Origin of the sequence: Mycolicibacterium madagascariense (genome assembly GCF_010729665.1) — a bacterium.
Classification (GTDB): Bacteria; Actinomycetota; Actinomycetes; order Mycobacteriales; family Mycobacteriaceae; genus Mycobacterium; species Mycobacterium madagascariense.
In genome coordinates, this window is the sequence record NZ_AP022610.1 from 602,878 (window position 1) to 618,954 (window position 16,077).

Here is a 16,077-nt window from a genome sequence, read left to right on the forward strand (position 1 = left end):
TCCATCGTCCCCCCTCAGCAGGGGTGCCGAACCCGCCCATCGACGAACGCCCGCCGAAACCGGTTCGCGACGAGGTGGGCGACACCGGGGTGCGCGATGAGCGGGGCGGTCACCACGTCCGCCCCGGCCGCGCGCAGCCGATCCTGAAACAGGCCGTCCGCCAACAGGTATGACGCGACGACCACGCGACGGGCACCGGCGGCCCGCAGCGCGGCGACCGCGTCGCGGACTCGCGGCTCGTTGGTGGCGGCGAAGGCCAGCTCCACCCGGCTGCCCAGCGCGGCCGAGGTCATCGCCGCGGTGACCCGCAGGTCGCGCAGGGCGCGGGCGTCGGAGGTGCCAGCCGCCGCCAGGATGACCGAATCGTCACGGCGCCAACCGGATTCGACGAGTCGATCCAGGACCACCCTGACGAGGTGCTGAGACGGCCCGAGCGCTTCGGTCACCGTGACGTCGGGATGCCCGCTGGCGGCGACGAACGCCGGAATGTCGACGTGCACGTGATAACCGCCGGCCAGGAAGGCGGGTACGACGACGGCCGGTCCGGCGGGCAGTGCCGACAGCACCTCGGCGGGCGTCGGACCGAGCACGTCGACGAACGCGGTCCGCACGCGCGTGCCCAGCTGGCTGCCGACCCGGTCGGCGAGGTCGGCGACCATCGCCACGCCCTCGGCCCTGCGGGTGCCGTGGGCGACGAGCACCGGGTTCACGCGACGCCGTCGTCGACCGCGAGGCGGTAACCCCGCTTCACGACCGTCGACACGATGTTCTTGTCGCCCAACGCCGTTCGCAGCCTCAGCACGGCCGTCTCGACGGCGTGGGTGTCGGTGCCACCGCCGGGCAACGCCTTGAGCAGCTCACCGCGCGACACCACGTACCCCGGTCGGTGAGCGAGCGCCCGGATGATCGCCATGGCCGCCGGTGGCAGCTCCTTGACTTCGCCGTCGACCATGACGCACGTGCCGCGGACCTCCAGCACGTGGCCGGCCACCGCGACGGTCCTGGCCTGCAGCAGCGGCAGCTCGTCGGTGATGTGGCGCGCGAGGGCGCCGAGACGCATCCGCTCCGGCGCGGACGTCGGCACCCCGAGCCGCACCAGCGGACGAGCGGTCACCGGACCGACGCACATCGCGTGCACGTCGGTGCGCAGCGCCGCCAGCACCTGGTCCTCGATTCCCAGTTCGGCCGCGCGCATCAGCACCGACGCCACGGCGGGCGCCGACGTGAAGCTGACGGCGTCGAACCGGTGCTCGGCGATGGCGCCGACGAGGGCGTCGAACGCGCCGCCGCGGGGTGCGGAATGCCAGCGGTAGACGTGGATCGGCACGACGTCGGCACCCGCCGCGCGCAACTCGTCGACGAACTCCGGGAAGGGATCCCAGTCCGCGGTCGCTCCGTGCAGCTGGACGGCGATCCGCAGGCCGGCGATGCCACCCTCGCGCAGGTACTGCAGCACCTCGCGGGAGGACTCCGACTCCGGTGACCACTCCTCGGGCAGCCCGGCCGCGCGCAGTGCGCCGGTGGCCTTGGGCCCGCGAGACACGATGCGCGCCTTGCCCAACGCGGCCGTCAGGTCGGCGGCCAGTCCCCAGCCGTCGGCGGCGGCGATCCAGCCGCGCAGTCCGATCCCCGTGGTCGCGACGACGACGTCGGGCGGGGTGGCGATCAGGGCCTCGGTGTGGCGGTGCAGTTCGTCGTCGTCGGGCAGCGGCACCATGGTGATCGCGGCGGCGCTGGTGACGGTCGCCCCGCGACGGGTGAGCAGCGTGCTCAGCTCCTCGGCACGACGAGCGGAGGTCACCGCCACCCGGAATCCCGTCAGCGGCGCCCATTCGGGATCGGCCATGCCCCCAGTGAAGGGTCGAGGTGTTTCATCGCGGTTACCCCGCGGTTGCCCAGTCGTCTCGCGGCCGGTCGTCGACCCACCCCGGTCCGGATCCGGTGGTGAGTCGCTCACCAGACGTCGCCGTCGCGGAAGTCGCAGGTGATTTCGGCGGTGGGGTCGAGGTCCGCGTGCACGGGCAACGCGAAGATCATCGCGTCGTACTCGGGTGTCGGGGTGACGCCGGACGGGCCGAGCACCGACGTCGCACCCTGCCACGGCATCCACCCGCGCGCGGCGTAGAGGCTTCTCCCCGCCTCCGACGAACACAGCGCGCCCAGCTGATAGGCGCCGCGCAGCACCTGTTCCAGACCGTCCATCACCGCGGTGGCGAGACCCTGCCCGCGCCAGTCCTCCCGGACGGCGACGGCCTCGACGTACCCGCAGCGCAGCGCGGCGCCCCGGTGCAACACCCGTCGTTGGACGACGGCGCCGTGCGCGACCAGCGCGCCGCGCACGCAGATGAGGGCGTGCATGCCGCCGAGCGCGTGCTCCCAGTCGCTGTCGAGGAACGCGGACTCGCCGCCCCGGAACGCGTCGACCAGCATCCGGCGGGCGTCCTCGCGGGTCTCGGCGTCGAGGTCGGAGGTGTGGACCAGACGCGCGGTGTGCAGCACACCTCGTTCCTACCAGGATCACCCGCCGGGCGGAGCAGGACGCGGCGGCCGCGCCCAGTGCAACCGCACCCGCTGCCCGGGCCGCACCTGAGCCGTCCGGTCGACGTCGCGATCCACGACGACGCCGATCACCGGATAGCCGCCCGTGACGGGATGGTCGGGGCCGAGGATGACCGGTAACCCGTTGGGCGGCACCTGAATTGCCCCGCGGACGGCGCCCTCGCTCGGGAGTTGCCGGTCCGGCCAGCGGGATTCGAGGGCGACGCCCGTCAGCCGCATCCCGACGCGATCGCTGCGGTCGGAGGCGACCCAGTCGGTGCGGACCAGCGCGTCGGGATCGGTGAACCAGCCGTCGCGCGGACCCGGCACGACCGCCACCTCGACCGCGTCGCCGCCGATCGGCGCGACCGGCGCCTGGTCGAGCTCGGGGAAGTCGTCGGGATGCTCGCCGATGGTCAGGACGTCACCGGGGGTCAGCGGGGGCGGCCCGAGGGTCGAGAGCACGTCGTGGCTGCGCGATCGGAGCGTCGGCTCCGCAGCGATGCCGCCGCGGACGGCCAGGTAGCTCCGCAGTCCGAGCAGCGGAGTGCCCAGTGCGATCACCTGGCCATCGCGGGCGTAATGAACACTGTTGGGCCCGAACGGCTTTCGGTCCAGTGACGGCCTGGCGTCGGCGCCGGTGACGGCGATGGCGACGTCTCCGCCATGCACGCGCGCCGAGAATCCGCCGAGCGTCACCTCGACCGTCGCGTGCCCGGGCGGATTGGCCACCAGCCGGTTGGCCAGTGCGTGCGAACTCCGGTCGGCGGCCCCGGAACGGGTCACGCCCAGGTGCGCCAGCCCGGGTCGACCCAGGTCCTCCAAGAGGGCGAGCGGACCGGTCGTCAGGATCTCGAGGGTCACCATCGGCTAGCCGATCGCCCGGAATCGCACCCACGTGCCGGGGACGAGGAGCGCGGGCGGGTCGCGCTCGACGTCCCACAGCACCGCGTCGGTGTGCCCGATCAACTGCCAGCCGCCCGGCGTCTCGCGCGGGTAGACACCGCTGAATTCCCCGGCCAGACCGACGGATCCGGCGGGCACCCTGGTGCGGGGCTCGGCCCGGCGCGGCACGTGCAGGCGCCGGTCCCCACCGATGAGGTACGCGAAGCCGGGGGCGAAGCCGGCGAAGCCGACCCGCAGCGGAGCCGCGGTGTGGGCGTCGACGACCTGTTCGGCGGACAGGCCCGTCAACCGGGCGACATCGTCGAGATCCGCACCGTCGTAGACGACGTCGATGGTCACGTCGGCGTGCGCGCCCGCGGCCGCGACCGTCCCCCTCGGCACCCGGAGCCGCTCCAGGTGCGCCCGGGTCGCGGCTTGGCGAACCGGGTCCGTCAGCTCCACCAGCACCGTGCGCGACGCGGGCACCACGTCGACGACGGCGGGCAGCGCGGCCGCGCGGACCGCGTCGCACCAGGCCAATACCGCGTCGGTGTTGGCGAACTCCAGCAGCAGTGCGCGGTCCCCGTAGTCGTGCACCGCGGCGATGGGTATCGCGTCGGTCACGTCACACGGCCGGCTCGTAGGTCGGCTCCTTGCGCTTGATGTAGGCGATCACGCGGTAGGTGATGGGCAGCATGACCACCTCGACCGCGGTCTTGTAGAGCCAGCCCTGAGCCGTGTAGACCGCGAAGTCGTGAAAGGTGTTGATGCCGATGGCCCCTGCGGCGATGCTGCAGAACACCAGGGTGTCACCCAACTGACCGGCGAACGTCGAGCCGACGAGGCGCGCCCACAGGTGCTTCTCCTTGGTGCGCTCCTTGATCGCCACGACGACCCACGCATTGATGGTCTGCCCGACGATGAAGCCGGCCAGGCCCGCGATGATCAGCTGCGTGTAGGCGTGCACCACGTTCTCGAACGCGGCCTCGTTCTCGTAGAAGTCGGCGGCGGGCAGATAGATCGTGACCCAAAACGCCGACGCCGCAAGGATGTTCATGGCGAAGCCGAGCAGGATCGCGCGGCGGGCCGCCTTGAATCCGTAGACCTCCGACAGCACGTCGCCGATGACGTAGGTCAACGGGAAGACGATGAAGCCGCCGTCGGTGATGATCGGCCCGAACGCCACGCCCTTGGTGGCCGTGACGTTGGAGATGATGACCAGCGCCGTGAACACCGCGACGAGCACCGGATAGAAGCGCGAACCCACCTGTGCGAATGCTGTGGGCTGCTGCGGCTTTTCGCGTGCGTCGAACGTTTCGCTGGTCACCCGGTCATCTTCTCAGGTGAGCACGCGCGCGATCATGGGCGGTAACTGGTCGGCGACCACGGGGTAGGACAGCACCGAGGTGAACGCCAGCGCGCCGGCGAGGTCCTTGCCCGTGAAGACGTTCTTGCCGTTCTTGGTCGACGCCAGCGCAGCGAACGTCGGATCGGCGATCAGGGCGGCCTGCTGCTCGTCGCTCTCGGTCTTCCAGACCACGACGTCCGCGCCGTCGAGCACCGAGGCCAGCTTGTCCTTGGGCACCTGCGCGCGGTCGTCCTTGACGTAGGAATCGATGCCGTCGGGGTCCTTGCAGCCCATCTGGGTGAGGAACTCCGTGCGCCATCCGGGCGGGGTCAGGTCGTACTGATCCTGGTAGGTCGTCGCGCTCAGGATCGCGACCCTCTTGTCCTTGAACGAGGACTGGTTCTTCCCGACGTCGGTGAACTTCGCGTCGACGGCGGCGACGAGCTTGGTCATGTCGTCGGACTTGAACACCGCCTGGCCGATGGTGTTCGCCTGGTCCTTCCACGGCTCGAAGAACGCGTCCTGGCCCGACTGCGCGATGGTCGGGGCGATGGCGGACAGCTTGGTGTAGGTGTCCTGATCGAGACCCGCGTTGATGGCGACGATGAGATCGGGTTTGAGCGCGGCGATCTGATCGACCTGGATGCCGTTGACCTGGTTGAGCACGGCGGGTTGCGCGGTCCCGAGCTTGGGCAACGCCCACGGCCAGGTGCCGAAGGGTTCGGCGCCGAACCAGTCGGTGATCGCGATCGGGACGACGCCGAGAGCGAGCAGGTCGTCCTGCTCGGTGAACCCGGCGCTGACGACGCGCTTGGGCGCCGCCGGGATCTTGGTCTCGCCGAAGGCGTGGGTGATGGTGACGGAGCCGTCACTGGCAACTGCTCCCTGCTTCTGGGATCCGCAGGCCGCGGTGGCCAGGGCGAGTCCGGCGGTCATGGCGAGGAAACTCCGTCGGGACCAGTGTGATGGCACGCGCCGAGCGTAATCGCTGACCGACGTCGCGCCCACGCAATGCGGCGGGTCGGATTCGATCGCGGCAGCCGGGGTACCCACATGCTTCGGCGAACGTCGCCGGATCGATCCTCACCGTGGAGGTGGCCGCCGTGCTACACAACGTCGTACTCATGGCTTCGGACAACGTTCAGGCGGCCGGGTTCATCCTCCGCGGGATCAAGGGCATCTTCGTCGCGATCGGCAGCGTCATCGCCGCGATCATCTGCGCGGTGATCGCCGGCACCAAGGGCCGCAGCGCGATCGGCTGGGGCATTCTCGGACTGTTCTTCAGCATCATCACGCTCATCGTCGTCATCGTGATTCCCAGCAAGAAGAGTTGACCCGCCCCCACGGGTGCACACTGGAGGTGGCACCGAGGAGGCCGACGATGCGACGACCATGGCGAGTGGTTCTATCGCTGTCCGTCGCCGTGCTCGGTGCCGTCGCCGGCCTCGTCGGGGCGCCCTCGGCGGCCGCCGCATGCAACGACTCCAGCGGCACCGTGGTGTGCGCGCAGGGCGACGTCCGCGGTACCCACGCGGCGCCCCCGAGTCGCGGCACGCTGGGCTCCTACGGATCGTTCTGCTCCGGCACCGCGTGCTACCTCGACGGCGGACTCGGCGTGGTCCTCGGCCCGTGACGAGCGGGCCACGCTAGGACACGGCGAGCGAGACGCCCAACCCGATCATCGTGCTCGCGATGACGGCGTCGAGCACGCGCCAGGTGAGCGGCGTCGCGAACAGTCCGGCCACGCGGCGGGCGCCGAACCCGAGGCCGGTGAACCACACCGCACTCGCCGTCACCGCGCCGATGCCGAAGAGCCAACGCCCGTCGCGGTGTTCGTTGGCGAGCGCCCCGAGCAGGACGACGGTGTCCAGGTAGACGTGCGGGTTGAGAAAGGTCAGGGCAGCACACGTCACCAAGACCTGGGTCAGTCTCGCGGGGCCATCGTCCGACGGGGTCAGCGTGGCCGGCCGCCACGCGCGTCGGGCGGCGAGCAGTCCGTAGCCGACGAGGAAGGCGGCACCCCCGAACCGGGCGACGGTCAGGGCCGCGGGGTGCGCGGTGACGAGCGCGCCGATGCCCGCGATCCCGGCCGCGATCAGCACGACGTCCGACACGGTGCAGACGGTCACCACCGCGAGGACGTGTTCGCCGCGGATGCCCTGACGCAGCACGAAGGCGTTCTGCGCGCCGATCGCGGCGATCAGCGTCAGGGAGGCCAGGAATCCGAGGACGACGGGGGAGTGCACGCCTCGACGCTAGGGTCGGGGCTTGCTTCAGTACAGCTAAGGATTCTTCGGCGCCATTAGGTGAGCTAATACGGGGCCCTCGTCAGGCGAGGGCCAGTCTGATGAATTCCGCGACGTCCTTCGGCTTCGCGATGAACGCGACGTGCGAGCCGTCGATTGCGTGCGTCGTCGCCTGCATCCGCTCGGCCATGAATCGTTCGGCGTCGGGGTGGATCGAGTTGTCGTGTTCTGAGACGAGGAACCAGCTGGGGATCGTCTTCCAGCCCGCCGCGGTCAACGTCTCGGTGTAGGCGGCGGCGCTGAGGAAGCGTTGCGTCGCTTCCATGACCGCGGAGGTGGTGTCATCGAGGTCGGCGCAGAACGTCTCGTGGAAGTCCTTCGCCACGTACACGTCGGGGCCGCCGGGCGCTCCCACCGCGTCGTAGGTGGTGAAGGCGATGTTCTTTCCCAGCAGGGTGCCCGGGAACGGCTCCTGCACGGTCTGGCAGCTCTCGCCGACGTCGAGTCCGAACGCCGCGAGGTAGACCAGGCCCACCACGTTGTCCAGGGCGGCGGAGGCCTGGGTGATGACCGCGCCGCCATAGGAGTGACCGACCAGGACGACCGGTCCGTCGATGGCCGCGACGAATTCCTTGAGGGTGTTGGCATCCGAGGTGAGACTGCGCAGGGGATTGGCGGGTGCGAAGACGGTATGACCCGAGGATCGCAGTTCGGTGATGACGCCCGCGTACCCGGAGGCGTCGGCGAAGGCACCGTGGACGAGGACGACGGTGGGGCCGGTCATGATGAATCTCCCTGTGCTGGTTGATCTTCGGATGGTCGTCTACAGCTCGGCGATGTGGTTGCCGAAGTTCGAGTGGAGCTCGCCGCGGGTGTGGAGTCCGCGGGCGCAGAGTTCTGCGGAGCGGTCACGTACGGCGTCGGAGCGATGGGCGTCTGCCGGGGGCAGGGTCACGGACACCGCGACTATCTCCTGAGATCCCGGTAGCGTCTTGGACGAAACGACCAGGAGTTGTACGAATCAGCCAACGAACGCGTACGGGGCCGGTAGCGGACTCGATCAACACCCACGGCAATCCGGAGACGGCGGATGTCCCTCAGTGACAGTTACGGCGAGTCGTTTGGCCGGCGACTCAATGCCCGAGCACGTTCCTTCGCCACGCGGGCGCTCCCGAAGTCCACCATCGCGGTGACCGAACTGCGCTACGACCATCCGGAGTTCGTGCTGTCGACGCCGCCCATCGAAGAGGATGCCTTCCTCCTCGCCGTGCACCTCGAACTGTTCGAGCGTTACGAATACTGGGAAGACGGCAAAGCGGCCCCAATCTCTACGCTGCACCCTGGCGACACCATCGTCTACGACGTGAAGCGCAAGCCCACCTTTCACTTGAACAGCGCGTTCCATTCCGTGCACTTCTACGTGCCGGTCAGCGCGCTCCACGCCATCGCCGACGAGGCCGAGGCTCCGCGGATCGACGAACTCCACTATCGGCCCGCCGTCAGCCACGCGGACGCATTCCTCCGACACACTGCCGAAGCCCTGATTCCTCACTTCGCAGCGCCATCGCACCTCAACCAGCTCTTCATCGATCACTACATGCTCGCCGTCGGTCATCACGTCGCCTCGACCTACGGTGCACTGGCCCCCCGTTCCCGGCCCAAGGTCGCTGGTCTGACGTCGCGGCAGGAAAGATGGGCCAAAGAGCTCATGTCAGAAGACCTTTCAGGTAAGCTGCGGCTCGCGGACCTCGCACGTGAATGCGGCCTGTCCACGTCTCAGTTCAGCAGGGCCTTCCGACGCACCGTAGGTGAGAGCCCACACCAATGGCTGATCCGGCAGCGCATCGAACGCGCAAAGACTCTTCTCCGGGAGAGCGAGGCGTCACTAGCCGAGATTGCACTCGGGTGCGGCTATTGCGACCAAAGCCATTTCACGCGCAGCTTCACCGCGTGGACCGGGATCAGTCCGGGCCGATGGCGCCGAGTCCAATGAGAGATGCCGCTGTTGCCAACGACATTCGCGGCCCCCGAGTCGTGAATGACCCCGCGAGGAGAAGGCGTGCCCAACCGCATTCAGGCCCTGTTCGGCATCGACTATCCGGTCGTTCAAGCGCCGATGACCTACATCGCGCGGGCCCACCTCGCCGCCGCCGTGTCCGAAGCCGGCGGCCTCGGCATGATCGAGACCCTCACCGATCAGGGCCGAGCCGATCTGGTTGGCGTGCGTGAACTCACCGACAAGCCCGTCGCGGCGAACCTGATGATTCAAGGGTGGAAGAAGGACCCGTCGATCGTCGACACCCTGGCGGAGGCCGGGGTGCGCCACGTCTTCACCTCGGCCGGCGATCCGGCATTGTTCACCGGGCGCCTGCACGACGCCGGCATGACCGTCGTGCACGTCGTCGGGTCACTTCGGGCGGCGATGAAGGCCGTCGACGCCGGCGTCGATGCACTCGTGGTCGAAGGGGTCGAGGGCGGAGGGTTCAAGTCGGCCCTGAGCGCGTCGACGATGGTGCTGCTCCCGCTCGTCGCGGGATCGGTGCACCTGCCGATCATCGCGGCCGGCGGCATGTGCGATGCCCGCTCGGCGGCGGCGGCGGTCGTCCTCGGAGCGGAGGGGGTACAGATGGGCACCCGAATGCTGGCGAGTCGAGAAGCCCGCGTGCATGACAACGTCAAGGACGCGATCGTCGCGGCATGCGACACCGACACGGTGCTTCTCGAGCTGCCGGGCAACCCGACGATGCGGGTTCTGCGCGTCGGGTTGGCTGCCGACGTCGCGGCGCACGAGTCTGGGGCGCGGCTCCTTGGCAGGATCACCGACCTGTACTTCGGCGGCGACATGACGGCCAGTGTCGCCAACACCGGTCAGGTGTCGTCACGGATCGATGAGCTGTTGCCGGTCGCCGACATCGTTCGCGAGACGTGGAGCGGCATCGAGGCTGCGCTCGACGTGGCGCGCACTCACGTCTAACGCGCTGGGTAGCATGCGCCGCGGCCACCCGTCCTAGAGCGCGTCGATGCCCTTCTCGCCGGTACGCACCCGGACGAGGGTCTCGATCGCGGTCACCCACACCTTGCCGTCGCCGATCTTGCCGGTGCGCGCCGCCCCGACGATGGCGTCGATGACGGCGTCGACGTGATCGTCGTCGACCACCACGTCGACACGCGCCTTGGGAACGAAGTCGACGGCGTACTCAGCACCCCGGTAGACCTCGGTGTGCCCCTTCTGCCGTCCATAGCCTTGGGCCTCACTGAACGTCAGTCCATGGACGCCTGCGGTGTCGACGGCCGCGCGGATGTCATCGATGGTGAACGGTTTGACGATGGCAGTTATCAGTTTCATTGGTCACGCCTTTGCGCTTTCGGTCACCACCCGGCCGCCGATGAGCGACTCCTCCGGGTAGGCCTCTTCCTGGTGCACGGCGATGTCGCCTTCTTCTTGAACCTCGTCGGACACACGGAGTTTCATGAACAGGCCGAGGAACTTGAGGATCGCGATGGTGATCAGCGCGTCCCACACGATGATCGTCAGGGCAGCGCAGAGCTGCACGAGGATCTGCGCGGGGTGGTGACCCCACAGCCATCCGGACGCGGTGACGTCGCTGACGTCCTTGCCGTTGCCGAGATAGATGACGACGTTCGGGTCGGCGAGCACACCCACCAGCAGTCCGCCGACCAACCCGGCCACACCGTGGGTGTGGACCACGCCGAGGGTGTCGTCGACCTTGCTGAACAGTCGGGTCCGGCCGAGCCAGTTCCATGACATCCACACCAGCGAGGACGCCACCACGCCGATGATCATCGCGCCAAAGGTGTTGACGTAGCCCGCCGCCGGCGTGATCCCGACCAGACCGACGATCATGCCGTTGACCGCGCCGAGGAAGGTGGGCTTGCGTTCCCGACTGGCGAAGATGTCCCAGATCACCCACGTCAGCAGCGCGACCGCGGTGGCCACGTTGGTGTTCAGTACCGCGAGCGAGGCGTTGGCGCCCGAGAAGTAGGGGTCACCGCCGTTGAAGCCGTTCCAGCCCAACCACAGCACGCCCGCCCCGACCGCAGCCATCGGCAGGTTGTTGGGCACCGCGCGCTCGCGGTCACGGGCCAGTCGCGGGCCGATCACCCAGGCTGCGACGAAACCCGTTGTGCCCGCTGCCAAGTGGATGACGTACCCGCCGGAGTAATCGAGAACGCCGGTGCTGAACAGGCTGCTGACCCCGGTGTGCGCCTGCGCCCAGAACCCACCTCCCCAGACCAGGAAGGCGTTCACGCAGTAGGCGAACGTCGACCACAACGGCACGAAGATCAGCCACACCTTGAAGTTGATGCGGCCGATGACACTGCCCAGGAAGAGCAGCGGGGTGATCGCGGCGAAGACGAATTGGAAGTAGGCCAAGGTACTTTCGGAGAACTTGAAGCTGGGCATCGCTCCGTCGAGCAGTGGGATCACCGCTTGGTGCTGATTGTCGGTGCCCACGATCGACCGTGGCTTGCCCACCGCGGATTGCAGGATGCCCGGGCCCAGCTTGAGCGGATCGCCGAAGCCCATCTTGAAACCCCACAGCACCCACACCACCAGCACGAGGGAGAATCCGGTGAACGCCATCAACATGGTGTTGACCGCCCACTTCTTCTGCACGAGACCGGCGTACAGCACGGCGATGCCCGGCAGGCTCATCAGTCCGACCAGCGTGGCCGCCACCATCTGCCAGGCGTTGTCACCGGGGCTGAGCCAGTCGGGATACGGATTCATAGCGGGCCCCTTTGGTCGCCGAAGGACGGAAACGAATGGCCCAAGTAATTACGCTCGCCGCGTTTCGCGCGTATTAGTCAGCGTTAAGTTCTTGTTTCCCAATCAAATACGAGCGATCGCACGGTGGAACGGCAGCATACCAACGGCGAGTTACCAGCCGTCCCGCACCCGACTCCAAGCCGGGGGTTGGCCGCCGGTTCGAGCGTACCGATGCCTACCGTTGCTATCGGACGTGGGGGTGACACCGCACGCCGCTCTCAAGACGCCACCCGACTGCGGACCGTCATCATTCGTTGACGACCGGGGTTTCGCCGACGACGCCAACCCGTCGAACCGTCGAGTGACCGATCACGACTCCGGCGCGATGCCGGCGCGCCGACACTGCACCTGTACCGCCCGCGCATGAACGTCGCCGTGGGCGTAGGCGGCCTGACACCAGTCGTGCGCAGCCCGTCCGCACGCATGCTCCACCCCGCCGCCCATCGAACTGGCCATCGCCACCGTCACGCAGTTCTCCGCTGGGCGTTGCGAATTCGACCGACCACCGAAGATCGCCCAGACGACTGCGGCCACCGCGAAGACGGTCACGATGACCGTCGCGGCGATCAACACGCCGCGCCGCTCGCCGGCCGTCAGAGGTCCGGTCGGCGGAGTCTTGCCCTGGGTGGCCGTCGACGGCTCCTTCGTTCGATCAGCGCGATGGGTCGATAGTAGGCATCTCTCGACCAGCAGCTCCCGCCCCACCGATCAATAGCGCACGCTGAGGCGCTGCACAGCTGGCGCCGAAGATCGTCGGCCAAGATCGAGTCATCAGAGTCCGAACCGATCAGGAAGGGATCAAGACATGAGCGCGAGGAAGCTGATCGCAAGCATCGCCATCGCCGGCGGCCTGGCCGCAGGCGGGCTCGGGCTGAGTGCGGCCACGGCAAGCGCCGCACCTGGCATGGCACCGGTTCCCGCGGATTGGGGACATCCGCCGCCACCGCCACCTCCTCCCGGACCCGGCTGGGGTGGCCCCGGACCCGTTGGGTGGGCACCGCCTCCGCCGCCTCCGCCGCCTGGCGGACCCATTCCGGGCGGGTGGAACGGCGGCTGGGAGCCCAACGGCGGCCTTTGCCTCGGTCCGTTCTGCATCTAGCTGGACGAGGGCTGTCGCACGCCTCGACCGTCACCCTTGACGGGCTGCCGTACCGGTCGGCCCGTTGATGGTGTCGATCACCCGGGCGGCAATCTGCCGCAACGGTGTGTTGAGGTCTTGCGACAGCTTTCGCAGCATGTCGAATGCGGCGACGGCGTCGAGCTGAAACCGTTCCATGATGATGCCCTTGGCCTGGGCGATGCGATCGCGGCTGGCCAGCGCCGAGGTGAACTGGCCGTGAGCGTCCCGCGCGGTGAGCGCGGTCGCGGCGTGGGTGGCCAGCATCGCGGCCACGCTCTGACCGGCTGCGGGGAACGCCGACGGGGTCGCGGCGAACAGGTTCAGCGCCCCGGCGCCGCCGCCGGGGTGGGTGTAGAGCTGGCAGGCCAGCATGCTGAGCACGCCGCGATCGACCGCAGCGGCGGCGAACTGCGGGAAGCGCGGCTCGTCACGCAGGTCGGAACAGACGACGATGGGGTCCTCGGTGGCGGCTTGGACGCACGGCCCCTCGCCGAAGGCGATCTGGAGTCGGTCGAGTTCGGTGGCGACCTCGTCCGACGGTGCCACCGAGCGAAAGCCGTGTTCGTCGACCAACAGCACGCTGGCATGGGCCACCCGGTCGATCAGATCCGTCGCGACCTGCACCACCGCACCGAGCGTGTCGTCGAGGTCGTGTTCGCCCCCGCGGGGGAACGCCTTCGCCAACTCCACCATCATGTCGACGAGTTGGTCGCTCGCGTCGTCCTCATTCGCCGCCATGGCACCCGCTCCCAGACTGGGCGGGCTCAGCGCTCGAGGCCGCATGCGCGCCGACGAACGTCGACGCAACGAAGTATGGCACGGGCGGGCCCCGAGAGGTGCCGATCGGACAGCCCCGATACCGGCCACCCCATGGCAGCGGTGACCGGTTTCATCCCGCGGGTCGACGCCTCACCCGCCTCGGCAACCAGAGCCGTTGCCTCGCAACGAATTTCGCGGCTAGGTCACGACCCGTTCCGCGCTGGCTGGCGCGGCCTCGGCGATCGGCGTCTGCGACTGCGCTGACGGTCGAGCCAGCGCTGGACGTCGGCGCTGGGCATGGGGCCGCCGTGACCGAGGTGCAGGGTGTGGGGTCCGAGGTTCAGTGCGGCCTGCAAGCTGTCGAGCGCCAGCTCGGGATCGTCGTGGAAGGGGGGATTGGACGGGCGATACTGCAGCAGACCCAGGAAGCCGCCGGTCAACATGTCACCCGCGATCAGGTCGCCCTGGTCCAACAGCACCGACACCGACCCTGGAGTGTGTCCCGGGGTGTGGATGATGCGGCCGTCGACGCCGTGCGGTCGAAGTGAATATTCGCCGGTCAAGACGATGTCGGGGTGCAGCGGCCGGGTGACTTCGTTCGGCGGCGGAGTGCGGGAGAAGACGTGTCCGAAGACGCCGATGGGCTGGCGCTGGGTGCGATCGGAGTGCCCGGCCAGATACGTCGCCAGGTCGGCCTGGTGCGCGGCGACCGGAGCGCCGGTGCGATTGTGAAGTTCCGTGGCAGCCCCGAAGTGGTCGACGTGGCCGTGGGTGACGATGATCATCTCGAGATCGGTGGGATCGACGCCGGCGTCGGTGATGCCCTTCCAGATGCGGTCGCCGCTGCTCGGGATGCCGCAGTCGACGAGGATGGGGCGTCGTCCGATCAATAGGTACGTGTTGACGAGGTGGTCGCCGAGGACCGGAATCTTGACGATCGTCGTTCTCACGGGACGCAACTCCTTACAGGTCAACGGTTCTCGGCGATGTCCCTCCACTGTGCGCCGGCGACGCCGCGAGCGCTAGTGGCCAGATGGACAAATAGTGCCAAGTTCTGGCCACGGCGTCACGGATCGATCGCCGACCCGCGCCGAAGCGGATTCAGCCGAGTACGTCACGCAGCATCGTGCCGAAATCCCTTGTCTGCCATTGATTGAGGAACATCGTCATCATGTGCAGCAGCACCCGTGCGTTCTCGTTCGAGGTCAGGCGGGGGTCGGTGGGACCCGTCACGTCGTCGAGGTCGGGCAGCTCCAGCTGTATGAGAGGTGGTGCATCCATCAGGTAGGCGAGTCCCATGGTCGCGGTGACCATGTCCAGATGGGTCCGCAGTTCGACCGCGTCGACCTCGGGGCCGCCGCAGCGGTGATACTCCGCGGCGAACGACTCCACCAGGTCGGTCGCGTGCTCGCGCCAGAAGGCGGGACCCGCGCCGCTGAGCGCGCCGTAGAGGGCGCGCGCGACGTTCATCTGACCGACGCGTCCCCAGTCGAGCAAACCGCATTCGCGCACGCCGTCTCCATTGCGCCAGAACCAGGCATTGTCGATGTTCGCGTTCCAGTGACAGAGCGCGACGAGGTCGGGTGCACCCTGCAGGAAGTCCTGTATTCGGCCCTCGTTCTCGGAGAAGAGCACGACGTCCTCGGCCCACGAACCGATGAATTCCGGAGTCGTGATGGTGTCCGGTAGCAGTCGTGGATATCGCTCGGCGAAGACACCGTAGCGCGCCACGCGATTCTGCAATTGCCGTGCCGTGTAGGGGAATCGGTCGGCCGCGCCGGCTTCGACGGGATCGAAGGGAAAGAGCGCGCCGGTGCGCTCGGGCAACGATCCGCCTCGGTGACTGCCGGACAATCGCGCGAGCGCCGTGATCACAGCCCGGTAGTGATCGAGCTGATCGGGGAGTTCGTCGTCCCGACACTTCGCGTAGTGCGGCTCGATGCCGTCGCTGCCGTAATGGATGCGCTCGGTGATCAGGACACCGGTGCCCGTTTCACCGTGATAGTCGGCGAATGCGCACCGGGGCACGGCGATGGGAAAGTTCGGGCCGCGGGAGAGCAGGGCCAGCCGGACCTCCGCGTCGAGCATGTACCGTGAGCCGTCGCGCAACGGATCGCTGAAGTCCCGCGAGAACTTGACGAACAGGTCGCGCGGCGGCGCCCCCTCGGCATGGGCGTAGGTCACCGACAGGATCAGCTTGCTTCCGGTCCCGCCGACCGAGAGCTCGTCGAAGCGGGTGACGGCGGTGACCGCATTGTCCGCGCTCAGTGCCCCGGAGGCACGGAACGCCTCGGTGAGGAACGCTTCCGGCCGTGTCCCCAGGGCGCCGACGTGTGCGGGGATGCCCATCCCGGTCGTGTCGCCCGTGACCCAGTCGACGACGCCCATC

21 protein-coding genes are annotated in these 16,077 nt (G+C 68.4%); 5 read left to right on the forward strand and 16 right to left on the reverse strand.

Features of this window, described 5'->3' with window-relative positions:
• Window positions 1–14: 14 nt before the first annotated feature.
• The 7 genes from G6N60_RS02735 to G6N60_RS02765 form a co-directional block, all read right to left on the reverse strand.
• Window positions 15–710 (reverse strand): sirohydrochlorin chelatase, encoded by a 696-nt coding sequence (locus G6N60_RS02735; RefSeq protein ID WP_163732225.1) that lies wholly within the window; start codon window positions 708–710, stop codon window positions 15–17.
• Window positions 707–1,846, reverse strand: a complete 1,140-nt coding sequence (locus tag G6N60_RS02740; protein WP_163732228.1) for a uroporphyrinogen-III synthase — start codon at window positions 1,844–1,846, stop codon at window positions 707–709. The genes G6N60_RS02735 and G6N60_RS02740 overlap by 4 nt, the downstream gene beginning before the upstream one ends.
• A gap of 107 nt (window positions 1,847–1,953) precedes the next feature.
• Window positions 1,954–2,499 (reverse strand): GNAT family N-acetyltransferase, encoded by a 546-nt coding sequence (locus tag G6N60_RS02745; protein ID WP_246240240.1) that lies wholly within the window; start codon window positions 2,497–2,499, stop codon window positions 1,954–1,956.
• 18 nt (window positions 2,500–2,517) lie between these two features.
• Window positions 2,518–3,405 (reverse strand): 5-oxoprolinase/urea amidolyase family protein, encoded by an 888-nt coding sequence (locus G6N60_RS02750; protein WP_163732230.1) that lies wholly within the window; start codon window positions 3,403–3,405, stop codon window positions 2,518–2,520.
• 3 nt (window positions 3,406–3,408) lie between these two features.
• Window positions 3,409–4,047, reverse strand: a complete 639-nt coding sequence (locus tag G6N60_RS02755) for a 5-oxoprolinase subunit B family protein (protein WP_246240243.1) — start codon at window positions 4,045–4,047, stop codon at window positions 3,409–3,411.
• Window position 4,048: 1 nt separating this feature from the next.
• Window positions 4,049–4,750 carry a queuosine precursor transporter gene (locus G6N60_RS02760; protein ID WP_179969628.1) on the reverse strand — a complete coding sequence of 234 codons (702 nt, stop codon included), beginning with the start codon at window positions 4,748–4,750 and terminating at the stop codon, window positions 4,049–4,051.
• Between the two features lie 12 nt (window positions 4,751–4,762).
• On the reverse strand, window positions 4,763–5,743 hold the full coding sequence (locus G6N60_RS02765; RefSeq protein WP_163732235.1) for an ABC transporter substrate-binding protein: 981 nt from the start codon (window positions 5,741–5,743) through the stop codon (window positions 4,763–4,765).
• 152 nt (window positions 5,744–5,895) lie between these two features.
• Here G6N60_RS02765 and G6N60_RS02770 point away from each other — a divergent pair, with 152 nt between their 5' ends.
• Window positions 5,896–6,105, forward strand: coding sequence for a deoxyribodipyrimidine photolyase (locus G6N60_RS02770; RefSeq protein ID WP_246240245.1), 210 nt, complete (start codon window positions 5,896–5,898; stop codon window positions 6,103–6,105).
• A 47-nt stretch (window positions 6,106–6,152) separates the two neighbouring features.
• Window positions 6,153–6,404: a hypothetical protein gene (locus G6N60_RS02775; protein ID WP_163732241.1), complete on the forward strand. Its 252-nt coding sequence runs from the start codon at window positions 6,153–6,155 to the stop codon at window positions 6,402–6,404.
• Between the two features lie 13 nt (window positions 6,405–6,417).
• On the opposite strand, the gene lysE is transcribed toward G6N60_RS02775, so the two are convergent.
• The 3 genes from lysE to G6N60_RS02790 form a co-directional block, all read right to left on the reverse strand.
• Window positions 6,418–7,017 (reverse strand): L-lysine exporter, encoded by a 600-nt coding sequence (gene lysE / locus G6N60_RS02780; RefSeq protein WP_163732244.1) that lies wholly within the window; start codon window positions 7,015–7,017, stop codon window positions 6,418–6,420.
• Between the two features lie 82 nt (window positions 7,018–7,099).
• A complete protein-coding gene (locus tag G6N60_RS02785) occupies window positions 7,100–7,801 on the reverse strand; it encodes an alpha/beta fold hydrolase (RefSeq protein ID WP_220100359.1) in 702 nt (233 codons plus the stop codon).
• A gap of 39 nt (window positions 7,802–7,840) precedes the next feature.
• Complete coding sequence (locus G6N60_RS02790) at window positions 7,841–7,978, reverse strand: hypothetical protein (protein WP_163732248.1); 138 nt, start codon at window positions 7,976–7,978, stop codon at window positions 7,841–7,843.
• Between the two features lie 129 nt (window positions 7,979–8,107).
• Here G6N60_RS02790 and G6N60_RS02795 point away from each other — a divergent pair, with 129 nt between their 5' ends.
• Both G6N60_RS02795 and G6N60_RS02800 read left to right on the forward strand, forming a co-directional pair.
• Window positions 8,108–9,010 (forward strand): AraC family transcriptional regulator, encoded by a 903-nt coding sequence (locus tag G6N60_RS02795; protein ID WP_163732250.1) that lies wholly within the window; start codon window positions 8,108–8,110, stop codon window positions 9,008–9,010.
• A 66-nt stretch (window positions 9,011–9,076) separates the two neighbouring features.
• Window positions 9,077–9,991: an NAD(P)H-dependent flavin oxidoreductase gene (locus G6N60_RS02800; RefSeq protein WP_163732254.1), complete on the forward strand. Its 915-nt coding sequence runs from the start codon at window positions 9,077–9,079 to the stop codon at window positions 9,989–9,991.
• A gap of 33 nt (window positions 9,992–10,024) precedes the next feature.
• Here the strand turns inward: G6N60_RS02800 and G6N60_RS02805 are convergent, their stop codons facing one another.
• The 3 genes from G6N60_RS02805 to G6N60_RS02815 all read right to left on the reverse strand — a co-directional run bounded on the left by G6N60_RS02805 (window position 10,025) and on the right by G6N60_RS02815 (window position 12,514).
• The gene (locus G6N60_RS02805) at window positions 10,025–10,363 is read right to left on the reverse strand and encodes a P-II family nitrogen regulator (protein WP_163732257.1); all 339 of its coding nucleotides are present in this window, start codon (window positions 10,361–10,363) and stop codon (window positions 10,025–10,027) included.
• A gap of 3 nt (window positions 10,364–10,366) precedes the next feature.
• Complete coding sequence (locus G6N60_RS02810; RefSeq protein ID WP_163732260.1) at window positions 10,367–11,770, reverse strand: ammonium transporter; 1,404 nt, start codon at window positions 11,768–11,770, stop codon at window positions 10,367–10,369.
• Window positions 11,771–12,118: 348 nt separating this feature from the next.
• Window positions 12,119–12,514 (reverse strand): hypothetical protein, encoded by a 396-nt coding sequence (locus G6N60_RS02815; RefSeq protein ID WP_163732263.1) that lies wholly within the window; start codon window positions 12,512–12,514, stop codon window positions 12,119–12,121.
• Window positions 12,515–12,614: 100 nt separating this feature from the next.
• On the opposite strand from G6N60_RS02815, the gene G6N60_RS02820 reads away from it, so the two are divergent.
• Complete coding sequence (locus tag G6N60_RS02820; protein WP_163732265.1) at window positions 12,615–12,908, forward strand: hypothetical protein; 294 nt, start codon at window positions 12,615–12,617, stop codon at window positions 12,906–12,908.
• A gap of 30 nt (window positions 12,909–12,938) precedes the next feature.
• Here the strand turns inward: G6N60_RS02820 and G6N60_RS02825 are convergent, their stop codons facing one another.
• The 3 genes from G6N60_RS02825 to G6N60_RS02835 all read right to left on the reverse strand — a co-directional run bounded on the left by G6N60_RS02825 (window position 12,939) and on the right by G6N60_RS02835 (window position 16,076).
• Window positions 12,939–13,667, reverse strand: a complete 729-nt coding sequence (locus G6N60_RS02825) for a GAF and ANTAR domain-containing protein (RefSeq protein WP_179969629.1) — start codon at window positions 13,665–13,667, stop codon at window positions 12,939–12,941.
• 224 nt (window positions 13,668–13,891) lie between these two features.
• Window positions 13,892–14,638 (reverse strand): MBL fold metallo-hydrolase, encoded by a 747-nt coding sequence (locus G6N60_RS02830; RefSeq protein WP_163732268.1) that lies wholly within the window; start codon window positions 14,636–14,638, stop codon window positions 13,892–13,894.
• A gap of 151 nt (window positions 14,639–14,789) precedes the next feature.
• Window positions 14,790–16,076, reverse strand: a complete 1,287-nt coding sequence (locus G6N60_RS02835; RefSeq protein WP_163732271.1) for a hypothetical protein — start codon at window positions 16,074–16,076, stop codon at window positions 14,790–14,792.
• Window position 16,077 lies beyond the last annotated feature (1 nt).